The organism is Streptomyces sp. NPDC047515 (genome assembly GCF_040643055.1).
Taxonomy (GTDB): Bacteria; Actinomycetota; Actinomycetes; order Streptomycetales; family Streptomycetaceae; genus Streptomyces.
On record NZ_JBEYTM010000049.1, the window covers coordinates 37,526 to 60,068 of the forward strand.

Here is a 22,543-nt window from a genome sequence, read left to right on the forward strand (position 1 = left end):
CCCTCTCCGCCGACTGACCACGGCCGTTTCCCGCCGTCGCGATCTTCCGGGGCGACGGTAGCAGCCACCCTCTTAGGCCTAGACCAGGGATCGGTCGCCGGTCGGCTCGGCCACCGGTCGGCTCGGCCACCGGTCGGCTCCACGGAAGCCGCTTCACACACGGATCGACGGTGCCCGTGGATCGCTGCGCAACGGTGTGGCGAGTTCGGCGAGCGCCCGCTCCAGGCCGTGCAGATGGGTGAGCGCGGGTTCCGCGACGGCCGGGTGCGGCGGGACACCCGGCACGCGGGCCCTGTGCGGCAGGTCCGGGGCTGTCAGCGCCTCCACGGCGGCCTCCACCCGCCAGCAGGCGGCCGCGAGGCGGGCGTCGTGGGAGGCTTCCGGGTCCGCCGCGACACCGGCCAGTCCGCGCACCTCCCGCGCGCACGTGTCCAGCAGACCGAGCACCTGTCGGGCACGGGACTTGCGGGCACGCAGCGGGCTCAGCGGATGCACCAGCGGAGCCAGGGACAGCCGCACCCTCCCCAGCAGCGCCTCCAGTTCGGCGATCCGACTCGCGGGGTCGGCGGTCGCCGATCCCGCGAGTCGCGCCGCGGCTTCCGCCGTGCAGGTGTGCACGCAACGCAGCGCCCGCTGGATCCACGCGTCGGTCGTGGCGTGCGTGGTGACCGGCAGCACCAGGAGCACCGCGAGCATCGCGGCGAGCGCTCCCACGACGGTCTCGGTGAGCCGCAGCACGAGCAGGGCGGGGTCCAGTACGCCGAGGAGTCCGTAGAGCGCCCCGGCCATGACCGTCACCGAGAACACCATCCAGGTGTAGGAGACCGCCGCGGTGTAGAAGATCCCAAAGACGCCCAGCACGACGAGGACCGCGCTGGGTACGGCCGAACCGTGCAGCGGAACGACGACGGCCAGGCCTATTGGGACGGCGAGCAGTGTTCCCAGGATCCTGCGGTAGCCGCGCACCAGCGTCTCGCCGCACGAGGCGGTGTTCACGAAGACCCACCAGGTGGCGCCCACGGCCCAGTACCAGCGCTGCTCGGAGAGGAGCAGTCCCGCGGCCAGCGCCACGGCTCCGCCGACGGTCGCCTGGATCGCCTGGCGCGTGGTCGCGCGGGCCAGCCCCTCACCCGTCACCGGGACAAGCTGGGCGGCGACGGGCAACCGTCGCTCATAGCACCAGAGCCCGAAGCGGACGGTCGACGAGGCGAGCAGGGAGAGGGTGACCGCGGAGTACAGCTCGGGCAGTTGTCCGGGCAATGTGTGGAGGAACTGCGTGGTGAAGAAGGCCATGAACGCGAAGACGCCCAGTGAGTGACCGCGCGGCCCCCATCGCCGGGCGTACACACCCAGACCCATGACCGCGAGGAAGGCAGCGTCCCGAGCCGGCGGACAGTCGTGCAGCACCGCGGCGAGCGCGAGCACGGGGAATCCGACGGCGGGCAGCAGTGCGGTGGTGACCGCCTGGTCGCGCACCGTGGTGTCGAGCACCGTGAACAGGGCCAGCAGCGCGGCGAGACCGCCGGTGACGGCCGCGACGAGCGAGTGGCCGGCCAGGCCGCACACGGTGACGGCCAAGCCGATGCCGAGGACGGCCCGGACGGCGCTGCGCAGCCGCGATCGGCCCGGGTCCGGGCAAACGAACATCCTCTTCAGCACCGCATGCTCCCGCTTCTGCACACCGGCCCTGTGCACCGGCATGAAAAAGGCGCCGCGGGGATCCGCAGCGCCATCGACGGGTCCATCACAACATCTTCGCGACTCGTGGCTCAACCGAGAGGCAAACCAATGAGCCATTGGCCCAGTCGATGACAAATGAAAGGTGCCATCGTTGGGCCAACGGACGGTGATCGGGCCGAACAGGCCCGCACCCGGGGCCGGGGTGACCCGCCGGGCGGCAGCACCCCGCACGGAACGGGGCGGCCGGGGCCCACGGAGTCCGCGGTGCGCCCGCACGCCGCCGGGCGGTGCGCGCGGGGCCGTCGTGGGGCGCTTCTCCGGTGTCCGCCCCTCCGCCCGTAGTCCGTCTCATGTACGACGTGCCGCCGCGAGCCTCTCGGAACGCCCCTCGCGGACAACCATGCCGTTCTTTCGCGGCCGCCCCTGTTCGTAACCGCGGAACGCCGACCGGCAGATCAGCAGTGCCAGGGCGAACACGGGGAGCCAGGCCAGCCGGGCGAGTACCCACCCGGTGGTGTCGGGAACGGTGTGCAGGCCCGGCAGGGGCCCGGCCGCCGACAGCGCGGTGGCGGTGACCGCGATCACCGCGGACTGGTGCCACAGGAAGATCGTCATCGCGGAGAGGTTCACCGTCGCCACCGCCGCCCAGACGGCCGGTCGCCGCAGCACCCGGCGCAACGGGCCGAGCAGCAACAGCGCCGCTCCGCACTGGGCGAGGCCGAAGGTGACGACGGCGAGGGTCGGCGGATCGAGGTTGGAGATCTCCAGGCCCGGCACCCCGACCATGGCCGCGGGATATCCGGCCCACAGGACGAGTCCGGTGGTGGCGGCGGCTCCGCCGAGGAGGAGAGTCCAGCCGGTTCTGCGGCTCCGCAGGTCGCCGCGGGCCCAGGCCGCGCCCAGGCAGTACGGAACCAGCCAGCCGGCCACCACGTTGACCGCGGCGAACCCGCCGGGCGCGTCCAGGCCGAACCGGTGGAGGTCGGTGATGAGCACGACGGCGAACGGCCACAGCGGATGCAGCCCGGCCACCAGTGGGGTCGCCGCCGTCAGTGCCGCGAAGACCACCAGGAACCAGAGCGGGGACCACACGAGCTTGCACAGCGCGCGCACGGTGCCCTGGTCCGTCCCGGAGGCGAGCATCACGCTCGCCGTCACGGCCCATACGACCAGCACGACGACCACCGGCCGCAGCAGCCGCGTCATCCGCGTGCGGAGCCACCGGCCGTAGCTCTCGCCACGGGCGCGGGCGGAGGCGTAACTCTTCGCGCCTACCTGTCCGCCGACCAGGAAGAAGACGGCGAGGGTCTGCAACAACCAGGAGATCGGGGTGAATCGGGCCATGTACTGGAGCGGACTGGCACCGTGCACGGTGCCGCTGTCGACGACCAGTGCGGTCACCAGCCAGTGGCCGAGAACCACCCCGAGGATGGCGATGGCGCGCAGGCCGTCGACCGCGCGGTCACGGTCGGCGGGGGTGGCGGATTCGATCCGTCGGACGAAGTCGCGCATGCGCTCTCCCGAGGGCTCAGCGGACATGACCGGTGCGGCCACGATCCGGGCGATGTTCTGCAGCGGTGCGGGGCCGGGCTCCAGCCGGTTGCTCCGGCCGCTGTCGCCGTCGGCGAAGACGTCGGCGAGGTCCCCCGCGGGACCGGCCGTCCCACCGTCGGTTTCGCCGGCACGGCGAGCAGGCCGGTGCTCGGGCGGAACGGCATGGCTGATCGTTCCGCCCGCACCGGACGGCTGGAGCGCTTCGGGTACAGAAGCTAGGGACGGGCCCCCGTAGTCCGCGTCCTGCCGGAGAGGGAACCGTCTTCGTAGCTCTGCGGGACTACGGGTACGAGACGCGGGCCGGGCTGCGCGGGATCGGCCCGGAAGGGGCCGCCGACCCGGCCATTGGTACAGTCGCAGACCGGATCGACCTACCAGGAAGAGACCAACGGACTATGGCGGTGGACGCCCTCGACACCCGCATCCTGCGCTTGCTCATCGAGCAGCCGCGTACCAGTGTCCGTGAGTACGCACGCCTTCTCTCCGTCGCCCGCGGCACCCTCCAGGCCCGTATCGACCGGCTGGAGAGAGACGGTGTGATCACCGGCACGGGTCCGATCCTGTCCCCCGCCGCACTGGGCCACCCGGTGCTGGCCTTCGTTCATCTGGAAGTCACCCAGGGGCATTTGGACGAGGTCGGTGAGGCGCTCGCCGCCGTTCCGGAGATCGTCGAGGCGTTCTCGACCACGGGTGGCGGCGATCTGCTGGCGCGGGTGGTGGCCCGTGACAACGGGCATCTGGAGGACGTGATCCAGCGGCTGATCCAATTGCCCGGCGTGGTCAGGACGCGCACCGATGTGGCGCTGCGCGAGCGGGTGCCGCACCGGTTGCTGCCGCTGGTCGAATCGATGGGCCGCACGGCCGTCGGCAACCCCGGGTGATCAGCGGCTCGGCGCCCCGGATGTCCTGACTTCCCGACACATTCCCGCACCCACCCGGTGAGGAACACGCGGCGCCGCCTCCTCCCGGCCGGGCCCGGTGGACGACGGAGCGGGTGATCGGCGTGCCGTCGAGCTCCGGGGGCCCGATATCCTGATCATGCCGCGCGCCCCCCACCCGTCCCGATCCCCATCGGGTCGCCGCCGTGGCAGTCGAAGCGGCCCACAATTCGAGATTGGTGTACAGGTGCTGGTAGCTGGTCGGTACCGCTTGATGTCCTCCATAGGCCGAGGCGGCATGGGCGAGGTGTGGCGCGCCACCGACGAAGTGCTCGGCCGGGCGGTGGCCGTGAAGCTGCTGCTGGGCGACCAGGCGGACGAGTCGTCCACGGCCCGGTTCCGTCTGGAGGCACAGACCGCGGCCCGCCTGAGCCACCCTCACCTGGTGGCCGTCTTCGACTTCGGGGCCTGGGAGGACCGCTTCTTCCTCGTGATGGAGCTCGTCGAGGGCAGAAGCCTGGGCGATCTGTTGACGGCCGAGGAGCGGCTCGGCGCCGAGCAGGTCGCCAGGATCGCGGGCCAGGCCGCCGCGGGGCTCGCCGCCGCCCACCGGCAGGGCGTCGTGCACCGTGACATCAAGCCCGGGAACCTGATGCTGGATACCGAAGGCTCCGTCAAGATAGGCGACTTCGGCATCGCCCAGTTCGTCGACGACCCCTCCGCCGCCTTGACCACCGCGGGGCAGATCGTCGGCACCAGTCTCTATCTCGCCCCGGAACGCGCCCTGGGCCATACGGCCGGTGCGGCGTCCGACATGTACTCCCTGGGCTGCGTGATCTACCAACTGCTGCTGGGCGAGCCACCGTTCCGTTCGGACACGGCGACCGCCACGCTCTATCAGCATGTCGACACGGCACCTGTGCCGCTGAGGCAGCGGGGCGTCGACCTCTCCCCGGCCTTCGACTCCTATCTGCTGGGGCTGCTCGCGAAGCAGCCCGAGGACCGGCCCACTGCCGAGCAGGTCGCCGACTGGTTCCAGAGCGACGCGTGGCGTGGGCAGCCGGAGCCCCTGCCGCTGTACGCCCCGATGCCGCCTCCCACCCCCGCGGCAGCCGGCGTTCCCTATGCCTCGTCATCCGCTTCCGCGTTCGGCCCCACCCCGACGCCCACCTCCGCGTCGCAGGCCGAGAGCGGGACGACGTACCGCCTGCCCCAGGCCGGCGGGCACAGGCGGCGTCCGGCGGAACGCTCCGCGCCCGTCAGGCGGCGTACCGGCGCCCGCGAGGCGATCAGACGTCGCCCCAGAGTGGCCAGTGCCATCGCGGGCACGGTGGCCTTCCTCGCGGCCGTCTATCTGGGGATGAACCTGTTCTCGCCGGATTCCAGCTCGGCCGGCACACCGGACACCGGCGCCACCACGACCACAGGACCCGAAGCACCTGCCCCCGACCGGCCGACGCCGGACAGCGGAAACAGCGAGAACGACGGGAACAACAACGGGAACGGCTGGGGCAACGGGAACAACGGGGACGACGAACAGGACTGAGGCGCGGCACCGACCGTCAAGCGGCCGTCAGGACAGGCGGCCGGGGCGTCAGCGGTTCATCAACGGATGCCGACGGACCGGCCGGCTTCCATAACGTCGCTGCCATGGAACTGGAACGACGCAACATCCGGGCCGTGCCCGGCCGTCACACCGGTCGCGCACAGCCTCCCGCCGGCACGACCGCGCACGACCACGGCTGGGCCGGGGACCTGCGATTCGCGGTCCACTGCGCCGTGACGCTCCTCGGCCTGCTCCTGGCCGTCGATGTGACGGCCGGTCGCTTCACCTGTCCGCGCGCACTGTTGTGGACGAGCCTGGCCGCCCTGCTGTTCGTGGTGCTGATGCCGCCGCGGATCCGTGCGGGTGCGGGGTGGATCTCCCGCCGGGGTCCGGTGCGCGAACACCTCGTGCGCACCGACCGGCTGGTGTCGGTGCACTGGTCGGACGACGTCTCCCAGCGCCTGGTGCTCCGTGACGCGGACGGCCGCCGAGTCGAGCTCGACCCCCAGGTGCTGCTGGACAATCCGGCGCTGTGGCACCAGCTGGACGAGGACGCGCGAGGCTGCGTGAAGCGCGGGACACTGCGGTGCGGGGCGACGGCGCTGCGGCAACTGGCCGACCGTATCGACCGCCGGACAGCGCATACGGTGTTCACGATCTCCGGTCTGGAATAACCGCTCCGCCCGCCGGGGCCGTTGTGCGATCCCACCACCGCCGCTTGACCAAACTTGCCAAGTCCCTCGACTCCCGCCGCAGTTCGTTGACGCGTTCATGTCGGCATGTGAGTGTTCGGTCGCTCGATCACGGACGACGGCGACGCGGGCGACCGGGACCGGTCTTCAACGGCCGCAGCAGGTGTGTCGCCGCATGCCGCCGCCCGTCATCGAGACCCCCGACTCAAGGAGCCTCGATGAAACGCAGACCGATGACGGCCGGGACGACCCTGGCCGTCCTCGCCGGAATGCTCGTCGTCACCAGCGGCCAGTCGGCTTCCGCCGAACCGTCTCCGCCCGCCCCGACCGCTCTCGCGGCCGCTGTGTCGGCGGCCGACCGGGCGGCGGCCAGTGGTCTGGACACCCTGGCCAAGGGGCCCGAGGAGCGCTACGAGCGGCAGATGGTGACCCCTTGGGTCAAGGGCATGTACTCCGTGGCGTATCAGCGCACCTACCGCGGCCTGCCGGTCGTCGGCGGGGACGCCGTGGTGGTGGCGGACTCCAAGGGACGGGTACGCGGCACCCAGTCGGCCGTGTCCCGGCGGATCAACCTGCCGACCACACCGACCGTTTCCGCCAAGGCTGCCGAAACCACCTCGCGCAAGAAGCTCACCACGGTCAAGCGGGTCGACTCGCACCGCCTGGTGGTCCGTGCCATGGGCAGGACCTCCAGGCTGGCCTGGGAGACGGTGCTCACCGGGCGCACCGCCAAGGCGCCCAGCCATCTGCACGTCTTCGTCGACGCGGGCACCGGCAAGGTGCTCGACAGCTACGACGACGTCAAGGCGGGTACCGGCAACAGCCAGTGGAACGGCCCCTCCCCCTTGGCCATCGACACCACCGCCTCGGGCAGCAGCTACTCACTGCGTGACCCGAACCGGCCCGGTCTGAGCTGCGCCGACTACAGCACCGGCAGTGTGTTCAGCAAGTCGAGCGACTCCTGGGGCACCGGCAACGCCTCCAGCAAGGAGACCGGCTGCGTCGACGTCATGTGGGCGGCACAGCACGAGTGGAACATGCTCAAGGACTGGCTGGGCCGCAACGGACACGACGGCAACGGCCGCAGTTGGCCCGTCAAGGTCGGGCTGAACGACGTCAACGCCTACCGGGACGGCTCCACGGTCTCCATCGGCCACAACAACGCCAACCAGTGGATCGGCGCGATGGACGTGGTGGGCCACGAGTTCGGCCACGGCATCGACCAGTACACGCCGGGCGGCGCGAACAACGAGTCCGGGCTCGGCAAGGCCACCGGCGACATCATGGGCGCCCTCACCGAGGCGTACACCAATGAGCCCGCCCCGTACGACGATCCGGACTACACCGTCGGTGAGAAGATCAACCTGGTCGGCAACGGGCCGATCCGGATCATGTACAACCCGGGACAGATCGGCGACCCGAACTGCTACAGCTCCTCGATGCCCAACACCGAGGAGCACGCGGCGGCCGGTCCGCTGAACCACTGGTTCTATCTGCTGGCCGAGGGGTCGAACCCGGGCGGCGGCAAGCCGTCCAGCCCGACGTGCAACACCTCCTCCGTCACCGGCGTCGGCATCCAGAGCGCCGGCAAGGTCTTCTACGGCGGGATGCTGCTCAAGACGAGTGGCATGACCTACAAGCGCTACCGCACGGCCACGCTCACCGCGGCCAAGAACCTCGACTCCAGTTGTGTGCTCTTCGACCGGACCAAGGCCGCGTGGGACGCCATCAGCGTCACCGCCCAGAGCGGCGACCCGACGTGCACGTCCAGCGGCAACAACGACTTCACGATGTCCCTGGACCCGGCGTCCGGCTCGGTGAAGCCGGGCAGCTCGGTGACGGCCGCGGTCCGGACCGCGGTCAGCTCCGGGAACGCTCAGACGGTGAACCTGACGGCGAGCGGTCTGCCCAGCGGTGTCACCGCGTCGTTCAGCCCGTCATCGGTGCAGTCCGGAGCGTCCTCGACGATGACCGTGTCCGCGTCGTCGAACGCGGCGCCCGGCGCGTACACCTTCACGGTGAAGGGTGACGGCACCCAGAGCCACACCGTGCAGTACACCCTGACGGTGGACAACGGCGGCAGCAACCCGGGCGGCGGCGCACCCGACATCAGCGTCGCCGACGTGCAGGCCCATCTGGCGCAGCTGAACACCATCGCCACCCAGAACGGCGGCAACCGCCGGGCAAGCAGCGCCGGTTACTCGGCCTCGGTCGCCTATGTGAAGGGCAAGCTGCAGGCTGCCGGTTACACGGTCAGCGAGCAGACCTGCACCAGTTGCACCTACCGCGGCAACAACCTGATCGCCGACTGGCCGGGCGGCCCGTCCGACCAGACCGTCATGTTCGGCGCCCACCTGGACGGTGTCACGGCCGGCCCCGGCATCAACGACAACGGTTCGGGCTCCGCCACCCTGCTGGAGAACGCGCTCGCCCTGGCCCAGCGGAACCCCACGATGACCAAGCACGTCCGCTTCGCCTGGTGGAACGGCGAGGAGCAGGGCCTGCGGGGTTCCCAGTACTACGTCGGCCAGCTCACCGCCGCCCAGCGAGGCGCCATCAAGGCGTACTACAACTTCGACATGGTCGCCTCGACCAACGCCGGGTACTTCATCAACAACGTCAACTCGGCCGCCTCTGCCCCGATGAAGGAGTACTGGGACTCGCTGAACCTCGCGCCGGAGGAGAACGTCGAGGGCCAGGGCCGGTCCGACGACTACTCCTTCCAACAGGGCGGCATCCCCACCTCGGGGTGCGCCACCGGAGCCGGCGACACCAAGTCGTCGGCGCAGGCAGCCAAGTGGGGCGGTACGGCGGGCAGGTCCTACGACTCCTGCTACCACCAGTCCTGCGACACCACGGCCAACATCAACGCGACCGCGCTCGACCGCAGCGCCGACGGTGTCGCCTACACGGCGTGGAAGACCTCCGTCGGTACCACCGCCCCGGCCAATGACTTCTCCGTCGCGGTGAAGCCGGTCTCCGGCAACGTCCAGCCGGGCGGCTCGGTCACCGCGAGCGTGTCGACGGCGACGACCAGTGGCTCCGCGCAGACCGTGAACCTGTCCGCCTCGGGGGCGCCGAGCGGTGTCACGGTCTCGTTCTCCCCGGCCTCCGTGCAGTCGGGTGCGTCGTCGACCATGACCGTCTTGGCCGGGAACGGGACCGCGCCGGGTACGTACACCCTCACGGTGACCGGAACCGGCACGGCCACCCACGCCACCACGTACTCGCTCGTCGTCGGTGGCGGCGGCACCTGCCAGCCCCGACAGGTCGTCGCCAACGGCGGTTTCGAGGAGGGCGTCGCGCCGTGGACCCAGACCGCCGGTGTGATCAACAACCGGACGTCGGAGAAGCCCGCGCACGGCGGCGCGTACACGGCCTGGCTCGGCGGCTGGGGATCCACGCACTCCGACACCGTCTCGCAGTCGCTGACCATTCCGGCGGGCTGCTCGGCCTACAAGCTGTCGTTCTACCTGCGCACCGACACCGACGAGTCGGCGGGCGACCCGACCGCGTACGACAAGTTCACCGTCAAGCTGGGCACCAAGACGCTCGCGACCTACTCCAACGCGGACGCCACGGGCTCCTACGTCCAAAGGACCTTCGACGTCGGCGACCTGGCCGGCCAGACGGTCGCCCTCACATTCACCAGCAGTGAGGACGCCTATCTGCAGACCAGCTTCGTCGTGGACGACGTGACGCTGAACGCCGGCTGATCGAGCATCAGAAAGACACCGCGCGGGGCGTGTACGCACACGCCCCGCCTCCGGTGTGTCAACGGACGACGGCCGCGAGCCTCCGGGTGAACTCGTCGGTCTCCGGCCGGCCGCCGTGCCCGGCCGCCAACCTGACGTGCAGACCGCGCAGTTCCTGGCCGAGAAGGGTCGACGCGGTCACCTCGGTCGTGTCCAGTACGGGTCCCGCGATGTCGATTGCCGCCTGCGGGTCCCGGGCGCAGGCGTGGGCGTCGGCCATCCGCACCAGGAACAGCATCCGGGCCGAGTGCATCCCGGGCGGGAGCAGACCCAGCGCGGTGCGGGCCGCCGCGACAGCGCGCAGCGCCAGTCGGCGGTCCCCGGTCGCCGCGGCGAGGTCCCGCAGCGCCCTGACGACGCCTGATTCCACCCGCAGACGCACGGAGGCGACGGACAGCCAGGGTGCCTCCGTCTCGTCCCGCTCACCGACCCGGTCCATCTGTGACCAGGCGCGGTCGATGTGCCCGAGGGTCTGCCGTGCGTCGCCCCGTACCGCGTGCCCGCGCGCCTGGTAGAGATCGCTCATGGCGCCCGCCCAGTACCGGCCGGCGGCCGCCTGCCGGATCGCGCCGCCGTAGGAGAGGGCGGAGGGTCCGTCACCCTCCAGCCGCGCCAGTGTGCTCATGTCGCTGAGCGCGGCCACCTCCGTGCCGACATGGCCGGCCATGCCCGCCCAGACCAGCAACCGGTCGAGCCAGGCCATCGCTGTGGCGTTACGGCCCCAGAGCAGCCTCAGGCAGCCGGCCGACTGCGCGTACTCGGCCGCCAGTGGGGCGAGTTGAAGTTGGTACGGTGCGGCAGGCAGGGCCATCCAGCGGAGCATCGCGTGCAGGGTGCGCTCGACCACGGCGGTCGCCCCGGGCCAGGCACGCTCCTCGTCGGCCCGCAGGCAGACGGCGAGCAGCGCCGTCAGGGCGTGCACGGTATCGATGTCCAGCGGCGGGCACGAGACGGTGGCCGGGCCCAGGGCGCAGAAGGCCGAGTGCAGCGCGATGACATCGGCGTGTGCGGGAACGGCGCAGCCGTCGCGGCCGTGCACCGGGCACACCAGACCGTAGGTGGGCAGGCTCGTGGGCAGGACGGTGTCCGGTGGCAGTGTCGAGAGCAGGTTGCCCCCCGGGGGCTCGCCGGGCAGCGGCCCTGTCCGAGCGGTGGGGGGCGCGGGAGGTGCGGTGGCCGGTGCGGGAGGTGCGGTGGCCGGTGCGGGACGCACCCCCTCGCCCGTTTCGCCCGTACCGACCGGCCCTTGGGCCTCCGCCGCCTCGCAGGCGTCGACGAGGTCGCCTCCGGCCGTCAGCAGGTCGTCCAGCCTGCGGGCCAGTGGCAGGGGGGTCTTGCGGGTGCCGTGCTCCAGTTTGCTGATGGCCGTGTGGTCGTACCCGACCCGGGCGCCCACCTGGGCCTGGGTGAGCCCGGCGCGCCTGCGCCACTGACGCAACCGGGTCCCGAAGACTCCCCACACCTCTGCGGTACGGACATCCGGCGAAGGACCCATAGCCGGGAGGATAGCGAGCACGTGTGCGCGCTGTCCCGGCGCGGCGGGAAGATGGCGCCTTCCCGCTCCTTCGCTCGATCTCCCCCGTCCGCGCGTCGCCGTCCGGTCGTCGGCCCTGCACCGGGTCCGGTGTCCTGCCCGCGGTTGCGGAGCGCCGGACGGTCCGAGCCATCGTGTCCGCTCTCATCGGCGTCCCGCTGCATAACACCTGTGCGCAATCGGTGGGTTGACCGGAAGGATCCGCTTGAAGGGGCGACCCGCCGGGCATATGACGGTTATCCGTCAGGAGGTGGTGCAGTGGGCCGCATCAAGATCGTCCGACGTCCCCAGGTGCCTTCGCGGCCTCCGCCCCTGGATCTGCGCACTCCGTCCGGCCGACCGCTGCCGTACTGAGCACGCCCCTCCGCAACCGCGCACCCCGGGCCGCGATTCGCCTCCCGACCGCCGGGGCAGCCGCCTCACCGGGCACGGGCGCGCGGTGCGAACGGGGAGACGGATGCGAAAACACAACACGGGCACACGGTGCGGGCACGGCGCGCGGTGACCGGCGCCCCGGGCCATTACGGGAAACCGCAGGGTGGCGGGTGCGGAGAACATCATCCGGTTCGAAGGAAACCCTCGTACCGGCTCCGGTCGGCGCTTTCTGGCGTCGCCGGTGGGGCGCGACGGACTTCGCGCGTCTCTCCGTCGCCGGCCCGGAGCCAGTTCGTGGACTTTGTCACTCTGGGCCTCCCCCAGGAACCCGCGGGCGGTGTCGCGGGCTGGGCAGCCGACCTCGTCGACACCATGGGGGGACGGGTCGCGATGCGGCCGTCCGCCGTCAGCCCGTCCGTCCGTCCGGGTGAGCCGACGTCCGACCGGGGCGTGCGCTTGGCGCCTCCACCCCGGAGTCGTTTGCTCACACGATGGTTGACGCCGTGTCAGGCGAATGCCGGACATCCGGAGCGGGTTCCGTACCGGCTCTCCTTGATCGATGATGATGCACAGGGCTGCCGTCCTCGGTACGGCACCGGCTGTCCCAGGAACAGGAAGGGGTTCCCCATGCGGGAAACGACGCCAGACCGGTCCCCGTCGGACGATCGGACCGTCCACGGCCCGGACGAGGAGGCCCGGGTGATCGTGGTGGGAGCGGGTCCGGCGGGCTCGGCCGCGGCCTTCCACCTCGCCAGGGCGGGCGTCGACGTCCTGCTGCTGGAGAAGTCCCACTTCCCCCGGGAGAAGGTGTGCGGGGACGGCCTGACGCCACGAGCGGTGCACCAGCTCATCAGAATGGGCGTCGACATCAAGGCTCCCGGGTGGACGCGTTCACGCGGTATGCGGTGGGTGGCCGGGGACCATCAGGTGCACATCGACTGGCCCGCGCTCGGGCGCTACCCGGATTTCGGGCTCTCGCGGAGCCGGCACGACTTCGACGACATCCTGGCCCGCCACGCCGTCGCCGCCGGAGCCCGGCTGCGCAGCGGCGTGAAGGTGACCGGACCCGTGACCGACCGCGCCGGCCGCATCACCGGTGTCACCGCCACGACCGGGACGAAGGAGCCATTGACCTTCCACGCACCGATCGTCGTCGCCGCCGACGGCGCCTCCGCACGCCTCGCACTCGCGATGGGCCTGCAGCGGGACACGAGCAGGCAGATCGCGACGGCCGCCCGCCGTTACTACCGCAGCCCGGAGCGTTCGCGGGAGGAGTATCTGGAGCTGTGGGCCGACCTCCGCTTCCCGGGCAGCGATCACTACCTGCCCGGATACGGCTGGATCTTCCCGATGGGCGACGGCCGCGTCAACGTCGGTCTGGGTGCGCTGCCTCACCGGCGGCACGGAAAGGCCGACCTGCGCGCCACGTTGGACGAATGGCTGGCCCGCACCCCGCACGCGTGGGGGCTGCGCGAGGAGAACGCGGAGGGCCCCGTCCGCAGCGCGGCTCTCCCGCTGGGCTTCAATCGCCATCCCCTCTACACCCGCGGGCTCCTTCTCGTCGGCGACTCCGGAGGCATGATCAGCCCCTGGAACGGCGAAGGGATCGCCCAGGCCATGGAGGCCGGCGAGGTCGCGGCCGAGACCGCCACGCTCGCCCTCGCGCTCCCCCGGGGGCCCAGGCGGGAACAGGTGCTGCACCGCTACCCGGTCGAGATGAACCGCCGCTGGGGGCGCCACTACCGTCTCGGGAACACCGCCGCCGACCTCGTCTTCAGCCGTTCGGGATTCCAGCCGGTCCTCAACCGCTACGTCATGGGGTCGCCGTTTCTGCTCAACACCCTGGCCCGGCTGCTCACCGATCTCACGGACAAGCCCTCGCGCGACCTGATCGATCACCTGCTCAACGGTGCCGTCCGTCTCGTTCCGGCGCCGAAGGTGCGACGCAGGCGCTGAGCCCCGGGGCCGGGCCGCCCGGATCGAGCGGTGACGACCGTGGTGCGGCGGGTGCCGCCGGGTGATGCGGGGCCCGGCTACGAGCGGCGGCGCGGCTTTCCGCGCTTGCCGCCCTTGGGGCCACCGGAACCGCTCCGCGCGGTGCGGCCGCCGGAACCGCTCCGCGCGCTCTTCCCCGCCGCCTTGGCAGCCGTGGGCTTGCGTCGCGCGCCGCCCGACCCGGAGCGCTTGCTCTCGGGCTGCACCGGGGCCTTGGGACGCCCCCGCGAACTGTTCACGGTCCGCCCGCGGACGATCCCGATGAAGTCCTCCACCAGGTCGGTGGTCTCGTCCTCCGGCCACGACAGCGCGACACTCGACTCGGGGGCGTCCGTGACCGGCCGGTACGTGAGGTCCTTGCGGTGGTGCAGGCGGGCGAGCGACTGCGGGACGACGAGGACGCCCACCCCCGCCGCCACCAGCGCGACGGCGTCCGCCGTCGTGGCGGGGCGCTCGATCGCGGGGCGTCCCGGACGGTGCTCCCATCCGAGGGTGTCGTCGAGCGGATGCAGCACGATGTCATCGGCGAGATCCCCGGCGCAGACCTCGTCGACCGCCGCGATGACGTGGTCCTTCGGGATCACGACGACCGTCGCCTCGGTGTAGAGCGGGATCGCGCTGAGGCCCGTCCGGTCGATGGGCAGCCGCACCAGTCCGGCATCGGCGCCCCGGTCCCGCAACATGTCGGAGGCCTCGGCGGCCGACACCCCGACGAGGGTCAGCGGAACGTCGGGCAGCCGCTCGTTCCAGATCCGCACCCACTTGGTGGGGGTCACCCCCGGTACGTACGCGAGGCGGAACGACGGGGTTTCTTCCGAGCTTGTCACTCCGCCAGGTTACCGGCCCTGGTCAGAGGTGGCGCACACGCTCGATACCCTTGGCATCATGACGTCGCACAAGACCACCCAGACAATGAAGCCCGCGACCGCGGCGAAGAAGCTGGGTGTGTACCTAGAGGCCACCCCCGCCGAGTTCCAGGAGGGTGTCGTCTCACGCACCGAGCTGAACACGCTGCAGTCCGATCCGCCCGAGTGGCTGCAGGAGCTGCGACTCAACGGCCCGCACCCCCGGCCGGTGGTCGCGGCGAAGCTGGGCGTCTCCATCTCGGGGCTCGCCCGTGGCGGAGTCACGGACGCCCTCACCACGGAGCAGATCGAAGCGCTGAAGAAGGAAAGCCCCGACTGGCTGCAGCAGGAACGCGCCACCCAGGCCGAGGTCCGGAAGGAAGCGGCGCGTATCAAGGAGCGGAACGCGGCCCGCGACGATCAGTCCCGCGCGCCTCGTTCCTGACCTGCGGGTGCCGACGGGGCGGGTGAGTCGCAGAACCCCGTGTTGCGTTCGCCACCGCGCCTCGCCCCCGCCCGGTCGGCACCAAGGGCGCAGGTGCGTCACGTCCGCCATGCGGACCGCGGCACGCCTGCGGGTCCCCGAAGCACAGGCCTGGGTATGGGTATGGGCCGGGAGAGGCTGCGCGCCCCTGCCCCTCCCCCGGGGGCTGATCGCCGCGTACAGCTCGGGGGAGGTGGTCACCCTGCTGACCTGGGTCACCGGGGTGGATGAGCTGTCGAGCCGCCTTCCGACCGAGGGGCTCTGCCGACCGCACCCCCCGGCTACGACCACGTCCGTCCGGCGGTCACGGCGGCGGCCCCGGGTGCCGCCACGCCCTGCTCATCGACGCCCCGGAGCGGACCGTCGTCCGGCGGCCGTTCCGGCCCTTCCCGAGGTCGGTTGTGGGAGGCGAACTCGTGCTCTTCCCCAAGCCACCGTGGTTCGTCACCACACGCAGCGCCGCCATGACGGACCGTCGCCTTACCGAGCTGGCACCGCGGCCGTCCTGGGCGTGGGTGCCGGCCGTGTTCGCCTCGGCCTTGCGCGCCTGAACCTCGGCCTGGCGCGCCTGAGGAGTACCCGCGGGGCCGGTCACGTGCTGAGCAGGCGGTCGGAGAACGAGCGGTAGCGCTGAAGCACTGCCCGCGGTTCCTCGGTGAGGTCTTGTTCGCCACGGCTCCACCGGGTCTCAAGCCCTTCCTTCCGGCTCGTTCTCCTGACCTGTTCCGGCGCGGTGGGTCGTGGCGCGCCCGCCGGTGGCGCCGGCGCGGCCTCATCGGCGGGCACCGGTGGCCCGCTGGCACGACCGGTGCCAGGGCCTCCCTGGGACGGGCGAGATCCTCCGTACTGAGGCCTTCCGCCGTGGCGCCCAAGGGGCGACGCGGGGCCCGGACTTCGTGGCCCGTGCAAGGTCCGGGGCCGCGTCACCTCCCTCTCACGGCGCTCCCGCCGTCGCCGGACCTACTCCTGCGGCGCGATCGCCGGCATGCTCTCGGGATTCAGCAGTTGCGTCAGATGGCGGGCCGACGCGTCCCAGGACCAGGACTCCCGGGCCCACTCACGGCCTGCGGCACCCATCTCGGCCGCCAGATCCCCATCGAGCAGTATCCGGGTCAGCGCGCCGGCGACGGCCGCGACGTCGGCGCCGTCCACGACCTGTCCGGTGCGGCCGTCGAGCACCGTGTCGGGGGCTCCGCCCGAGTCGCCGACGACCACCGGCAGACCGGTCGCCGCCGCCTCCAGGAACACGATGCCCAGCCCCTCCGCCTCCAGACCGGCCTTCCGGGTGCGGCACGGCATCGCGAAGACGTCCGCCGTCGCGTAATAGGCGGGCGTCTCGGTGTGCGACTTCCCGCCCACGAAGCGGACCGCACTCCCGCCCAGGCGTCCCGCCATTTTGCGCAGCCGGGCCTCGTCCGGCCCCCGGCCGACCACCACCAGCACCGCGTCGGGCACCTCCCGCCGGATCAGCGGCAGGGCCCGGATCAGCATGTCCTGGCCCTTGCGCGGGACCAGCCGGGCCACGCACAGGATCACACGCTTGCCGTGAAGGCCGAGTTCGGTCCGCAGGTCGAATCCGGCATCGGCGTCGGGCCGGTACACCTGCGCGTCCACTCCCGGCACCAGGCGGCTCATCCGTGCACGTGGGCCGAGGGCGGGCTCGATCCGGGCGCGCGTGTACCGGCCGAGGTACGTGACGACGTCCACGCCCTCGCCGATACGGCGCATCATCCGCCGCGCACCAGGTGTCCTGGCCCACCAGATCTCATGACCGTGGGTGGTCGCGACCATCCGCCGGACGCCGCTGCGGCGCAGGGCCGGCGCCATCAGGGCCAGCGGCGCCGCTGCCCCGAACCAGACCCGGTCGCACCCGTGCTCCTCGGCGATCTCGACGGCTCTGCGGGTGACCCGCCCGGTAGGCAGCAGCATGCCGCTGGAGTCGCGAACGACGGGAAACGGGAGAGCCGCGTCGTACGCGGCGTCGCCCGGCTCGCGCGAGGTGTAGACCACCACGTCGTCGTCGGGTATCCGGGTGACCATGGCGTGGACGAACGTCTCTATGCCGCCCTGACGCGGCGGGAAGTCGTTGGTGATGACAAGGGTGGAACCCATGAATGTGCCTGATCCTTCAGCTGGATGGGGTCGAGCGAGCCGAGAAGAGGTAGTTGCGGCAGTCTTCGGTCACGTGGGTCACCGGCGTCCAACCCCGGTTCCACCAGCGGTACATGTCGTACCCGAGAGCGTTGAGCCGACCGACGAGTTCGTCCGGCGTCATGGCGTACTTCTCCAGGTGGCGGTCCTCGATCTCCAGCAGGAGCGCGGGCCGGTGGCACAGCAGTGTGCGTCGGGCGCCCGACAGCACGGCCGCCTCCGCCCCTTCGACATCGGCCTTGATGAAGTCGACCCGGTCCAGGCCCATGTGGTGACACAGCCCGTCCACCGTCCGCACGGGTGTGGCGACCGGGCGGGAGGTGGCGAACTCCGTGTTGGGGCCGGGCCCTGAGGCGCCCTCGGTGAGATAGGCACGCCCGTGGACCGGCAGCAACCGGCGCCGGGGCAGGCTCATCGTGCCTTCGTGCGCCCGCTCGGCGAGGGCCATGCGGTGCACGGTGACGTTGTCGCAGCCCAGAGTGGCTGCCGCGATTCCCAGCCATTGCGCGGGGCCGTGCAGCGGTTCGACGCAGTGCACCTTCCCCGCCGGTCCGGCCAGCGCGGACAGGCTCCAGGTGTAGAGGCCGTACTCGGCCCCGATGTCGAGACAGACGGCGCCCGGTCTCACCACCGGTCGCAGCCCCGCCACTTCCTCTTCCACGAAGTGCCAACGAGAGGATGCCCAGCGCAGCGTGCGCGCGACCGACGTCACACGCAGCCCGGAGTACCGACGGCCGCCGGTCCGGAGGCCCGAGGGTTCCGGGTGACGTGTCGGCCTGCCACTCATCGAACACCTTTCAGCCTGTGGAATGTACGGGTGCTGCTGCCGAGCGACACCGCACGCGATCGGCCTTCTATCGCATCATCGGATGTGTTGCGATCCCATCCTTCTTCAGGAGCAGATCGACCGGCAACTCAGACCTGAGACGTAGCTCTCAGGGCTAACGGGTTGCCCCGCGATTGATCGTGGAACGGCCGTGACATGGCAACGGCCGCGCGGGTTCTTGAGGTGTGAAGATCAAGCAGGCCCGCGCGGCCATGTCCCATCCTGCCCTCTGCGGTCTCGCGCGCCAACATCTCGGCGAGTTGATCGAAGAACTCGCGCCACGCTGGGAGGCACGCTGCGAGTCCGGACGGCACCAGCGGCGCCGGGGCAACCGCAGGCGGCAGGCCGGGGCCGGACCGAAATACGAACTCGTGTTCACCGACCGGGTGTTGATCACCTTGGTTCACCTGCGGACCGGACTGACTCACGATGCCCTGGCCGTGCTCTACGAAGTGGGGTCTTCGACCATCGGCCGTGCCGTCGGCGAGATCCGCCCGCTGCTGGCCGAGCGCGGATTCGCGGTGCCGGACCGGCCCGGCCTGCGGCTGCGAACCCTGGAGGACGTCTTCGCCTACGCCGAGGCCGAAGACGTCACGCTGCGGATCGACGGCACCGAGACCCAAGTCCGCCGCCCCCGGGCAAACCGTCCCGGCAGGCGTGCCTTCATCTCCGGCAAGCGCCGGCAGAACACCATCAAGACGACCACGATCAGCGATCACCAGGGCCGCACCCTGTTCTCCGGTGCCCAGCGGCCCGGCCGGATGCACGACCAGACCGCCCTGCGCACCGAAGGCATCGCCGAGCAGTTCCGTCAACGCCCGACTGTGAGGGCCGAGGTCGACGAGGGATACCGGGGCCTGGCCAACGAGTTTCCCGAACAGATCTCGGCACCACCGAGGAAGCCGAAGGACCTCGACAACGCACCGCTGAGCGAGAGGTACGGATGGCGCGAAATGCGCCGCCGCCAGTCCTCCCGCCGGATCTGCGTCGAGCACGCCAACGCCGAACACCGGCAATGGCGCCCGCTCCAGCGGTATACCGGACGCCGCGAAACCTACGGCGACACCCACCGAGCCATCGCCGGGCTCGCCTCCGACCGCGCAGCCAAACGCCCCACCCGGCGCAGGACAAGCACCGAACTCGTGCCCGTCAGCACGACGGCCTGCTGAATCACCCACCAGCCGAACCGCCAGACCAGCACACCCAGATCTCAATCGCGGGGCAGCCCGTAAGGGCTGTCCCTTAATCCGTGGTGGATCAGCGCGCGGCGTCGGATGCAGTACATCGCAAGGCGGAGGGACGTCCGCATACCGGATGTATGCGGACGTTCCGACAACGCAGCGAGGTGCCATGGCTGTCGTCGCGCGCCCGCCAGGGACGACGGGACAGCCCTGGGGCCCATAGCAGCTGAAATCGGCCTGAAAGAAAGCGGATCTCACAGCGTGGCAGCGAAACCGGGCGCACCTCGGCCCCCGGCGCGTGCCGCATTGCGTTGATCAGGCATGAGAAGCATCCGGGGTCCGTCCGCGCACGATCCGGGCGATGTTCTGCAGGGACGCGGAACCCGCTCGCAGATAGTCGCTGTGGCCACAGGAGCCCGCGTCGAAGGTGTGGGCTCCGAAGTCTTCGGACATCGGGTCCGTACCGAAACCCACGTCCACGGTGGGGAGTCGCAGCCGTAGGTGCGGCACGTCGGCGATCCAGTCGTCGCTCCCCCGGCCGGCCCAGACGACGGCCGGTGTGTGCAGCGCCGCCACGTCGACGACCCCTGCGCCGGGGCTGCCGTACAGGACGATGTCCGCGACCTGAAGTCCGGTCGCGGCCCGTGCGCAGACGACGGAGCCGTACGAGTGGCACAGCAGGGCGGTCCGGGCGGCGGGCTTGAGTCCTTTCAACTCTCCGAGAAACGCGCGCAGTCGGGGTGCCGCTTCGTCGGCCCGAAGCGACGTTGCCGCGGCCGGACTCACCGTGGCCGGTGTCCGGTAGCCGAGCCAGGCGATGACCGCGGACCGGCCGCCCAGCTCCCTCCGCAACGCGTCGGCACCGCCTTTCAGCCGCCAGTAGTTGTCGACACCGGTCCCCGCGCCCGGGACCAGCACGGCGATGCGATCGGCCCGGGACAGGTCGCCGACGACCTCGACGGTGCGGCCTCCGTCCCGGCCGTCGAAGGACAGGAGGTGGCGCCCGGGTTCTGCCATGACGCGCAGCGCGTCGGCGCGTTTGCGGTCGCCGTGCCTGTCGGCCGTCCGCGCAGCCGCCCCGATGTCGGCGCGGGTCGCGGCGTACCGCTCGGCGAGCGCGGCCGGGGTGGCGGAGCGCAGCGGCCCCCGGACGGTCGGGACGGGCGCCGGTACCCCGGCGGGTCCGACCTCGCCGGACAGCGGAACGGCCACCGAGGCGACGACGAGTGCGGCGAGCAGGACGCGGCGCAGGCGGCGGCTGCGGGGGCGGGACGCCATGGCAGACGGTTCCTTCCGTACCTGAGATCTTTCGTGCTTCCGGTACCGAAGTTATGCATCACGCCTCGTGGCCGGCGTCCCGCCGGAGGGTGACCCTTCCGCGTAGCTCTGAAGTATCAGGGGGAGGGGGTGGTCCCGGCCCACTGCCTACTCGATGGTCCTGCCGCGCGGTCGGGCACGCCCCGCAATGGTGCCAGGACGCACCGGCGGCGTTCACGGCGAGGGGCGGGCCCCCGCCGGTCGTGGGCGACCGGCGTTGACATGCCACCTCTTCGCCGGTGGTGGTTCCCCGGGGTCAGGAGTAGAAGTTGCGCTGCCACCGGTGCTTGGCCAGCACGGCGAGCTGGTCGGCGGTGAGCGGACGCCCGTCGCTCAGGGCCGTGTTGCGCTCGACGTTGCGAACCGTGCGCATGCCGGGGATGACGGTGGAGACCGCCGTCGAACTCAGTACGAACCGCAGCGCGTGCTCGGCGAGCTCGTCGAGGGTGATGCCGAGATCGGCGACGATCGCGGCCACCCGCTGTCCGACCTGCGCCGGACGGTCGTCGCGGAAGTAGCGGTTGCGCCAGTCGCCCGCGGGGAACGTCGTCCCGGCGCTGATCCGGCCGGTCAGCCCGCCCTCGTCCAGCGCCACCCGCACGATGACACCGACACCGTGCTCCGCACAGGCCGGCAGCAGCTCCTCGGCGGGCGCCTGGTCGAAGATGTTGTAGATGACCTGCACGCTGTCCACGGCGCCGCTGCGCACGAGTGCCAGCGCGCTCTCGGGCTGGTGGTCGTTGACGGAGACGCCGAAGGAACGGATCTTTCCTGCCTGCTTGAGTTCGGCGATGGTCTCCAGCCAGTCGCCGCGGCCGAGCCAGTCGTCGCTCCAGACGTGGAACTGCAGCACGTCGAAATGGTCCCGGCCGCTCGCTCGGAGGCTGGTCTCCAGGCTCTCGCGGATGTGCTCACCCGGGAACGCCACGGCCGGGTCCAGCCCTCCGGATGCGGGCCACATTCCGTTCTTCGGCGGCACCTTGGTCGCCACGAGGACCTCTTCACCGGCCCGCTCGCGGACCACCCGGCCGATGATCCGTTCGCTCTCGCCGTAGCCGCGGGCGGTGTCGATGAAGTTCACCCCGAGGTCGATGGCGCGATGCAGGGCGCGTACGGAATCGTCCTCCGTGGCACCCACCCAGCTGGACTCACCGATACCCCAGGCGCCGTATCCGATCTCGGAAACGGACAATCCGCTGAGTCCCAGCTCGCGGTAGCGCACAGTCGTCCTCCACGTCATGGCTCCTCGCCCTGACCGGACGAGGTCTCCCTCAGGAATCAGGTCGACGATAGGGGAGTTGGGCCGCCAGGTCAGTCGGGTTTTGGTGCCGGCCGTCGGCGTGGGCACGGGCGAGGGGGCGGGCGAGCCGATCGCCGGGCATCGTGGATATGGGCGAAAGTGATGTCCGCATTCCGTGAACATCCACTTCACAGGACTTCCCGCGAGGTGACCCGAACAGACCTTGCCCCCTCCACTCTCCCCGCTTCAGAGTGGGTTGAGCACCCATGCATCAGGAGTCACAAGCGGACTGCTTGCCCCGAACGGCCAACCGCCCGGGGGCTGACGGGGGAAACTGATGAAGCGCGTGCGACCGAGGCTCCGGGGGACCACAGGGCCCGAGCAATCGCGCATGCCCTAGTGCCGGATCAGGCAACGTTTGCCCTGTCGACGACGGCGCGTAGGCGCCGGTCGTCGGCATGGCGGTTTCGCCAGATGATGTAGCGGCGGA

15 protein-coding genes and 1 pseudogene are annotated in these 22,543 nt (G+C 71.1%); 7 read left to right on the forward strand and 9 right to left on the reverse strand.

Going from position 1 to position 22,543, the window contains the following annotated elements; all coding sequences use genetic code 11:
• Positions 1-153: 153 nt before the first annotated feature.
• Together ABZ826_RS30355 and ABZ826_RS30360 are read right to left on the reverse strand one after the other, a co-directional pair.
• On the reverse strand, positions 154-1,659 hold the full coding sequence (locus ABZ826_RS30355) for an FUSC family protein (RefSeq protein ID WP_361455249.1): 1,506 nt from the start codon (positions 1,657-1,659) through the stop codon (positions 154-156).
• Between the two features lie 369 nt (positions 1,660-2,028).
• Entirely contained in the window at positions 2,029-3,192 is a 1,164-nt protein-coding gene (locus ABZ826_RS30360) for an acyltransferase (protein WP_361455252.1), read from the reverse strand.
• A gap of 437 nt (positions 3,193-3,629) precedes the next feature.
• On the opposite strand from ABZ826_RS30360, the gene ABZ826_RS30365 reads away from it, so the two are divergent.
• The 4 genes from ABZ826_RS30365 (at position 3,630) to ABZ826_RS30380 (ending at position 10,066) form a co-directional block, all read left to right on the forward strand.
• Positions 3,630-4,115 (forward strand): Lrp/AsnC family transcriptional regulator, encoded by a 486-nt coding sequence (locus tag ABZ826_RS30365; protein WP_361455255.1) that lies wholly within the window; start codon positions 3,630-3,632, stop codon positions 4,113-4,115.
• 295 nt (positions 4,116-4,410) lie between these two features.
• Complete coding sequence (locus ABZ826_RS30370; protein WP_361455288.1) at positions 4,411-5,658, forward strand: serine/threonine-protein kinase; 1,248 nt, start codon at positions 4,411-4,413, stop codon at positions 5,656-5,658.
• 104 nt (positions 5,659-5,762) lie between these two features.
• Positions 5,763-6,332, forward strand: a complete 570-nt coding sequence (locus ABZ826_RS30375) for a hypothetical protein (RefSeq protein ID WP_361455258.1) — start codon at positions 5,763-5,765, stop codon at positions 6,330-6,332.
• 251 nt (positions 6,333-6,583) lie between these two features.
• Positions 6,584-10,066 (forward strand): M28 family peptidase, encoded by a 3,483-nt coding sequence (locus ABZ826_RS30380; RefSeq protein ID WP_361455290.1) that lies wholly within the window; start codon positions 6,584-6,586, stop codon positions 10,064-10,066.
• A gap of 58 nt (positions 10,067-10,124) precedes the next feature.
• On the opposite strand, the gene ABZ826_RS30385 is transcribed toward ABZ826_RS30380, so the two are convergent.
• The gene (locus ABZ826_RS30385; protein ID WP_361455261.1) at positions 10,125-11,600 is read right to left on the reverse strand and encodes a helix-turn-helix transcriptional regulator; all 1,476 of its coding nucleotides are present in this window, start codon (positions 11,598-11,600) and stop codon (positions 10,125-10,127) included.
• Positions 11,601-12,641: 1,041 nt separating this feature from the next.
• Between ABZ826_RS30385 and ABZ826_RS30390 the strand changes: the two genes are divergently transcribed.
• Positions 12,642-13,970: a geranylgeranyl reductase family protein gene (locus ABZ826_RS30390; protein ID WP_361455264.1), complete on the forward strand. Its 1,329-nt coding sequence runs from the start codon at positions 12,642-12,644 to the stop codon at positions 13,968-13,970.
• A gap of 77 nt (positions 13,971-14,047) precedes the next feature.
• Here ABZ826_RS30390 and ABZ826_RS30395 read toward each other — a convergent pair whose 3' ends face one another.
• Entirely contained in the window at positions 14,048-14,836 is a 789-nt protein-coding gene (locus ABZ826_RS30395; RefSeq protein ID WP_361455267.1) for a LysR substrate-binding domain-containing protein, read from the reverse strand.
• A gap of 58 nt (positions 14,837-14,894) precedes the next feature.
• Here ABZ826_RS30395 and ABZ826_RS30400 point away from each other — a divergent pair, with 58 nt between their 5' ends.
• Entirely contained in the window at positions 14,895-15,299 is a 405-nt protein-coding gene (locus ABZ826_RS30400) for a DUF5997 family protein (RefSeq protein WP_361455270.1), read from the forward strand.
• A 999-nt stretch (positions 15,300-16,298) separates the two neighbouring features.
• Here ABZ826_RS30400 and ABZ826_RS30405 read toward each other — a convergent pair.
• Complete coding sequence (locus ABZ826_RS30405) at positions 16,299-17,450, reverse strand: glycosyltransferase family 4 protein (RefSeq protein ID WP_361455273.1); 1,152 nt, start codon at positions 17,448-17,450, stop codon at positions 16,299-16,301.
• A 16-nt stretch (positions 17,451-17,466) separates the two neighbouring features.
• The gene (locus ABZ826_RS30410; protein WP_361455276.1) at positions 17,467-18,150 is read right to left on the reverse strand and encodes an FkbM family methyltransferase; all 684 of its coding nucleotides are present in this window, start codon (positions 18,148-18,150) and stop codon (positions 17,467-17,469) included.
• 377 nt (positions 18,151-18,527) lie between these two features.
• Between ABZ826_RS30410 and ABZ826_RS30415 the strand changes: the two genes are divergently transcribed.
• The gene (locus ABZ826_RS30415; RefSeq protein ID WP_361455293.1) at positions 18,528-19,484 is read left to right on the forward strand and encodes a transposase family protein; all 957 of its coding nucleotides are present in this window, start codon (positions 18,528-18,530) and stop codon (positions 19,482-19,484) included.
• A gap of 327 nt (positions 19,485-19,811) precedes the next feature.
• On the opposite strand, the gene ABZ826_RS30420 is transcribed toward ABZ826_RS30415, so the two are convergent.
• The 3 genes and pseudogenes from ABZ826_RS30420 to ABZ826_RS30430 all read right to left on the reverse strand — a co-directional run.
• Positions 19,812-20,774, reverse strand: coding sequence for an alpha/beta hydrolase (locus tag ABZ826_RS30420; RefSeq protein ID WP_361455279.1), 963 nt, complete (start codon positions 20,772-20,774; stop codon positions 19,812-19,814).
• A 295-nt stretch (positions 20,775-21,069) separates the two neighbouring features.
• The gene (locus tag ABZ826_RS30425; protein WP_361455296.1) at positions 21,070-22,035 is read right to left on the reverse strand and encodes an aldo/keto reductase; all 966 of its coding nucleotides are present in this window, start codon (positions 22,033-22,035) and stop codon (positions 21,070-21,072) included.
• A gap of 425 nt (positions 22,036-22,460) precedes the next feature.
• A pseudogene (locus ABZ826_RS30430) lies at positions 22,461-22,543 on the reverse strand (transposase); the annotation flags it as partial.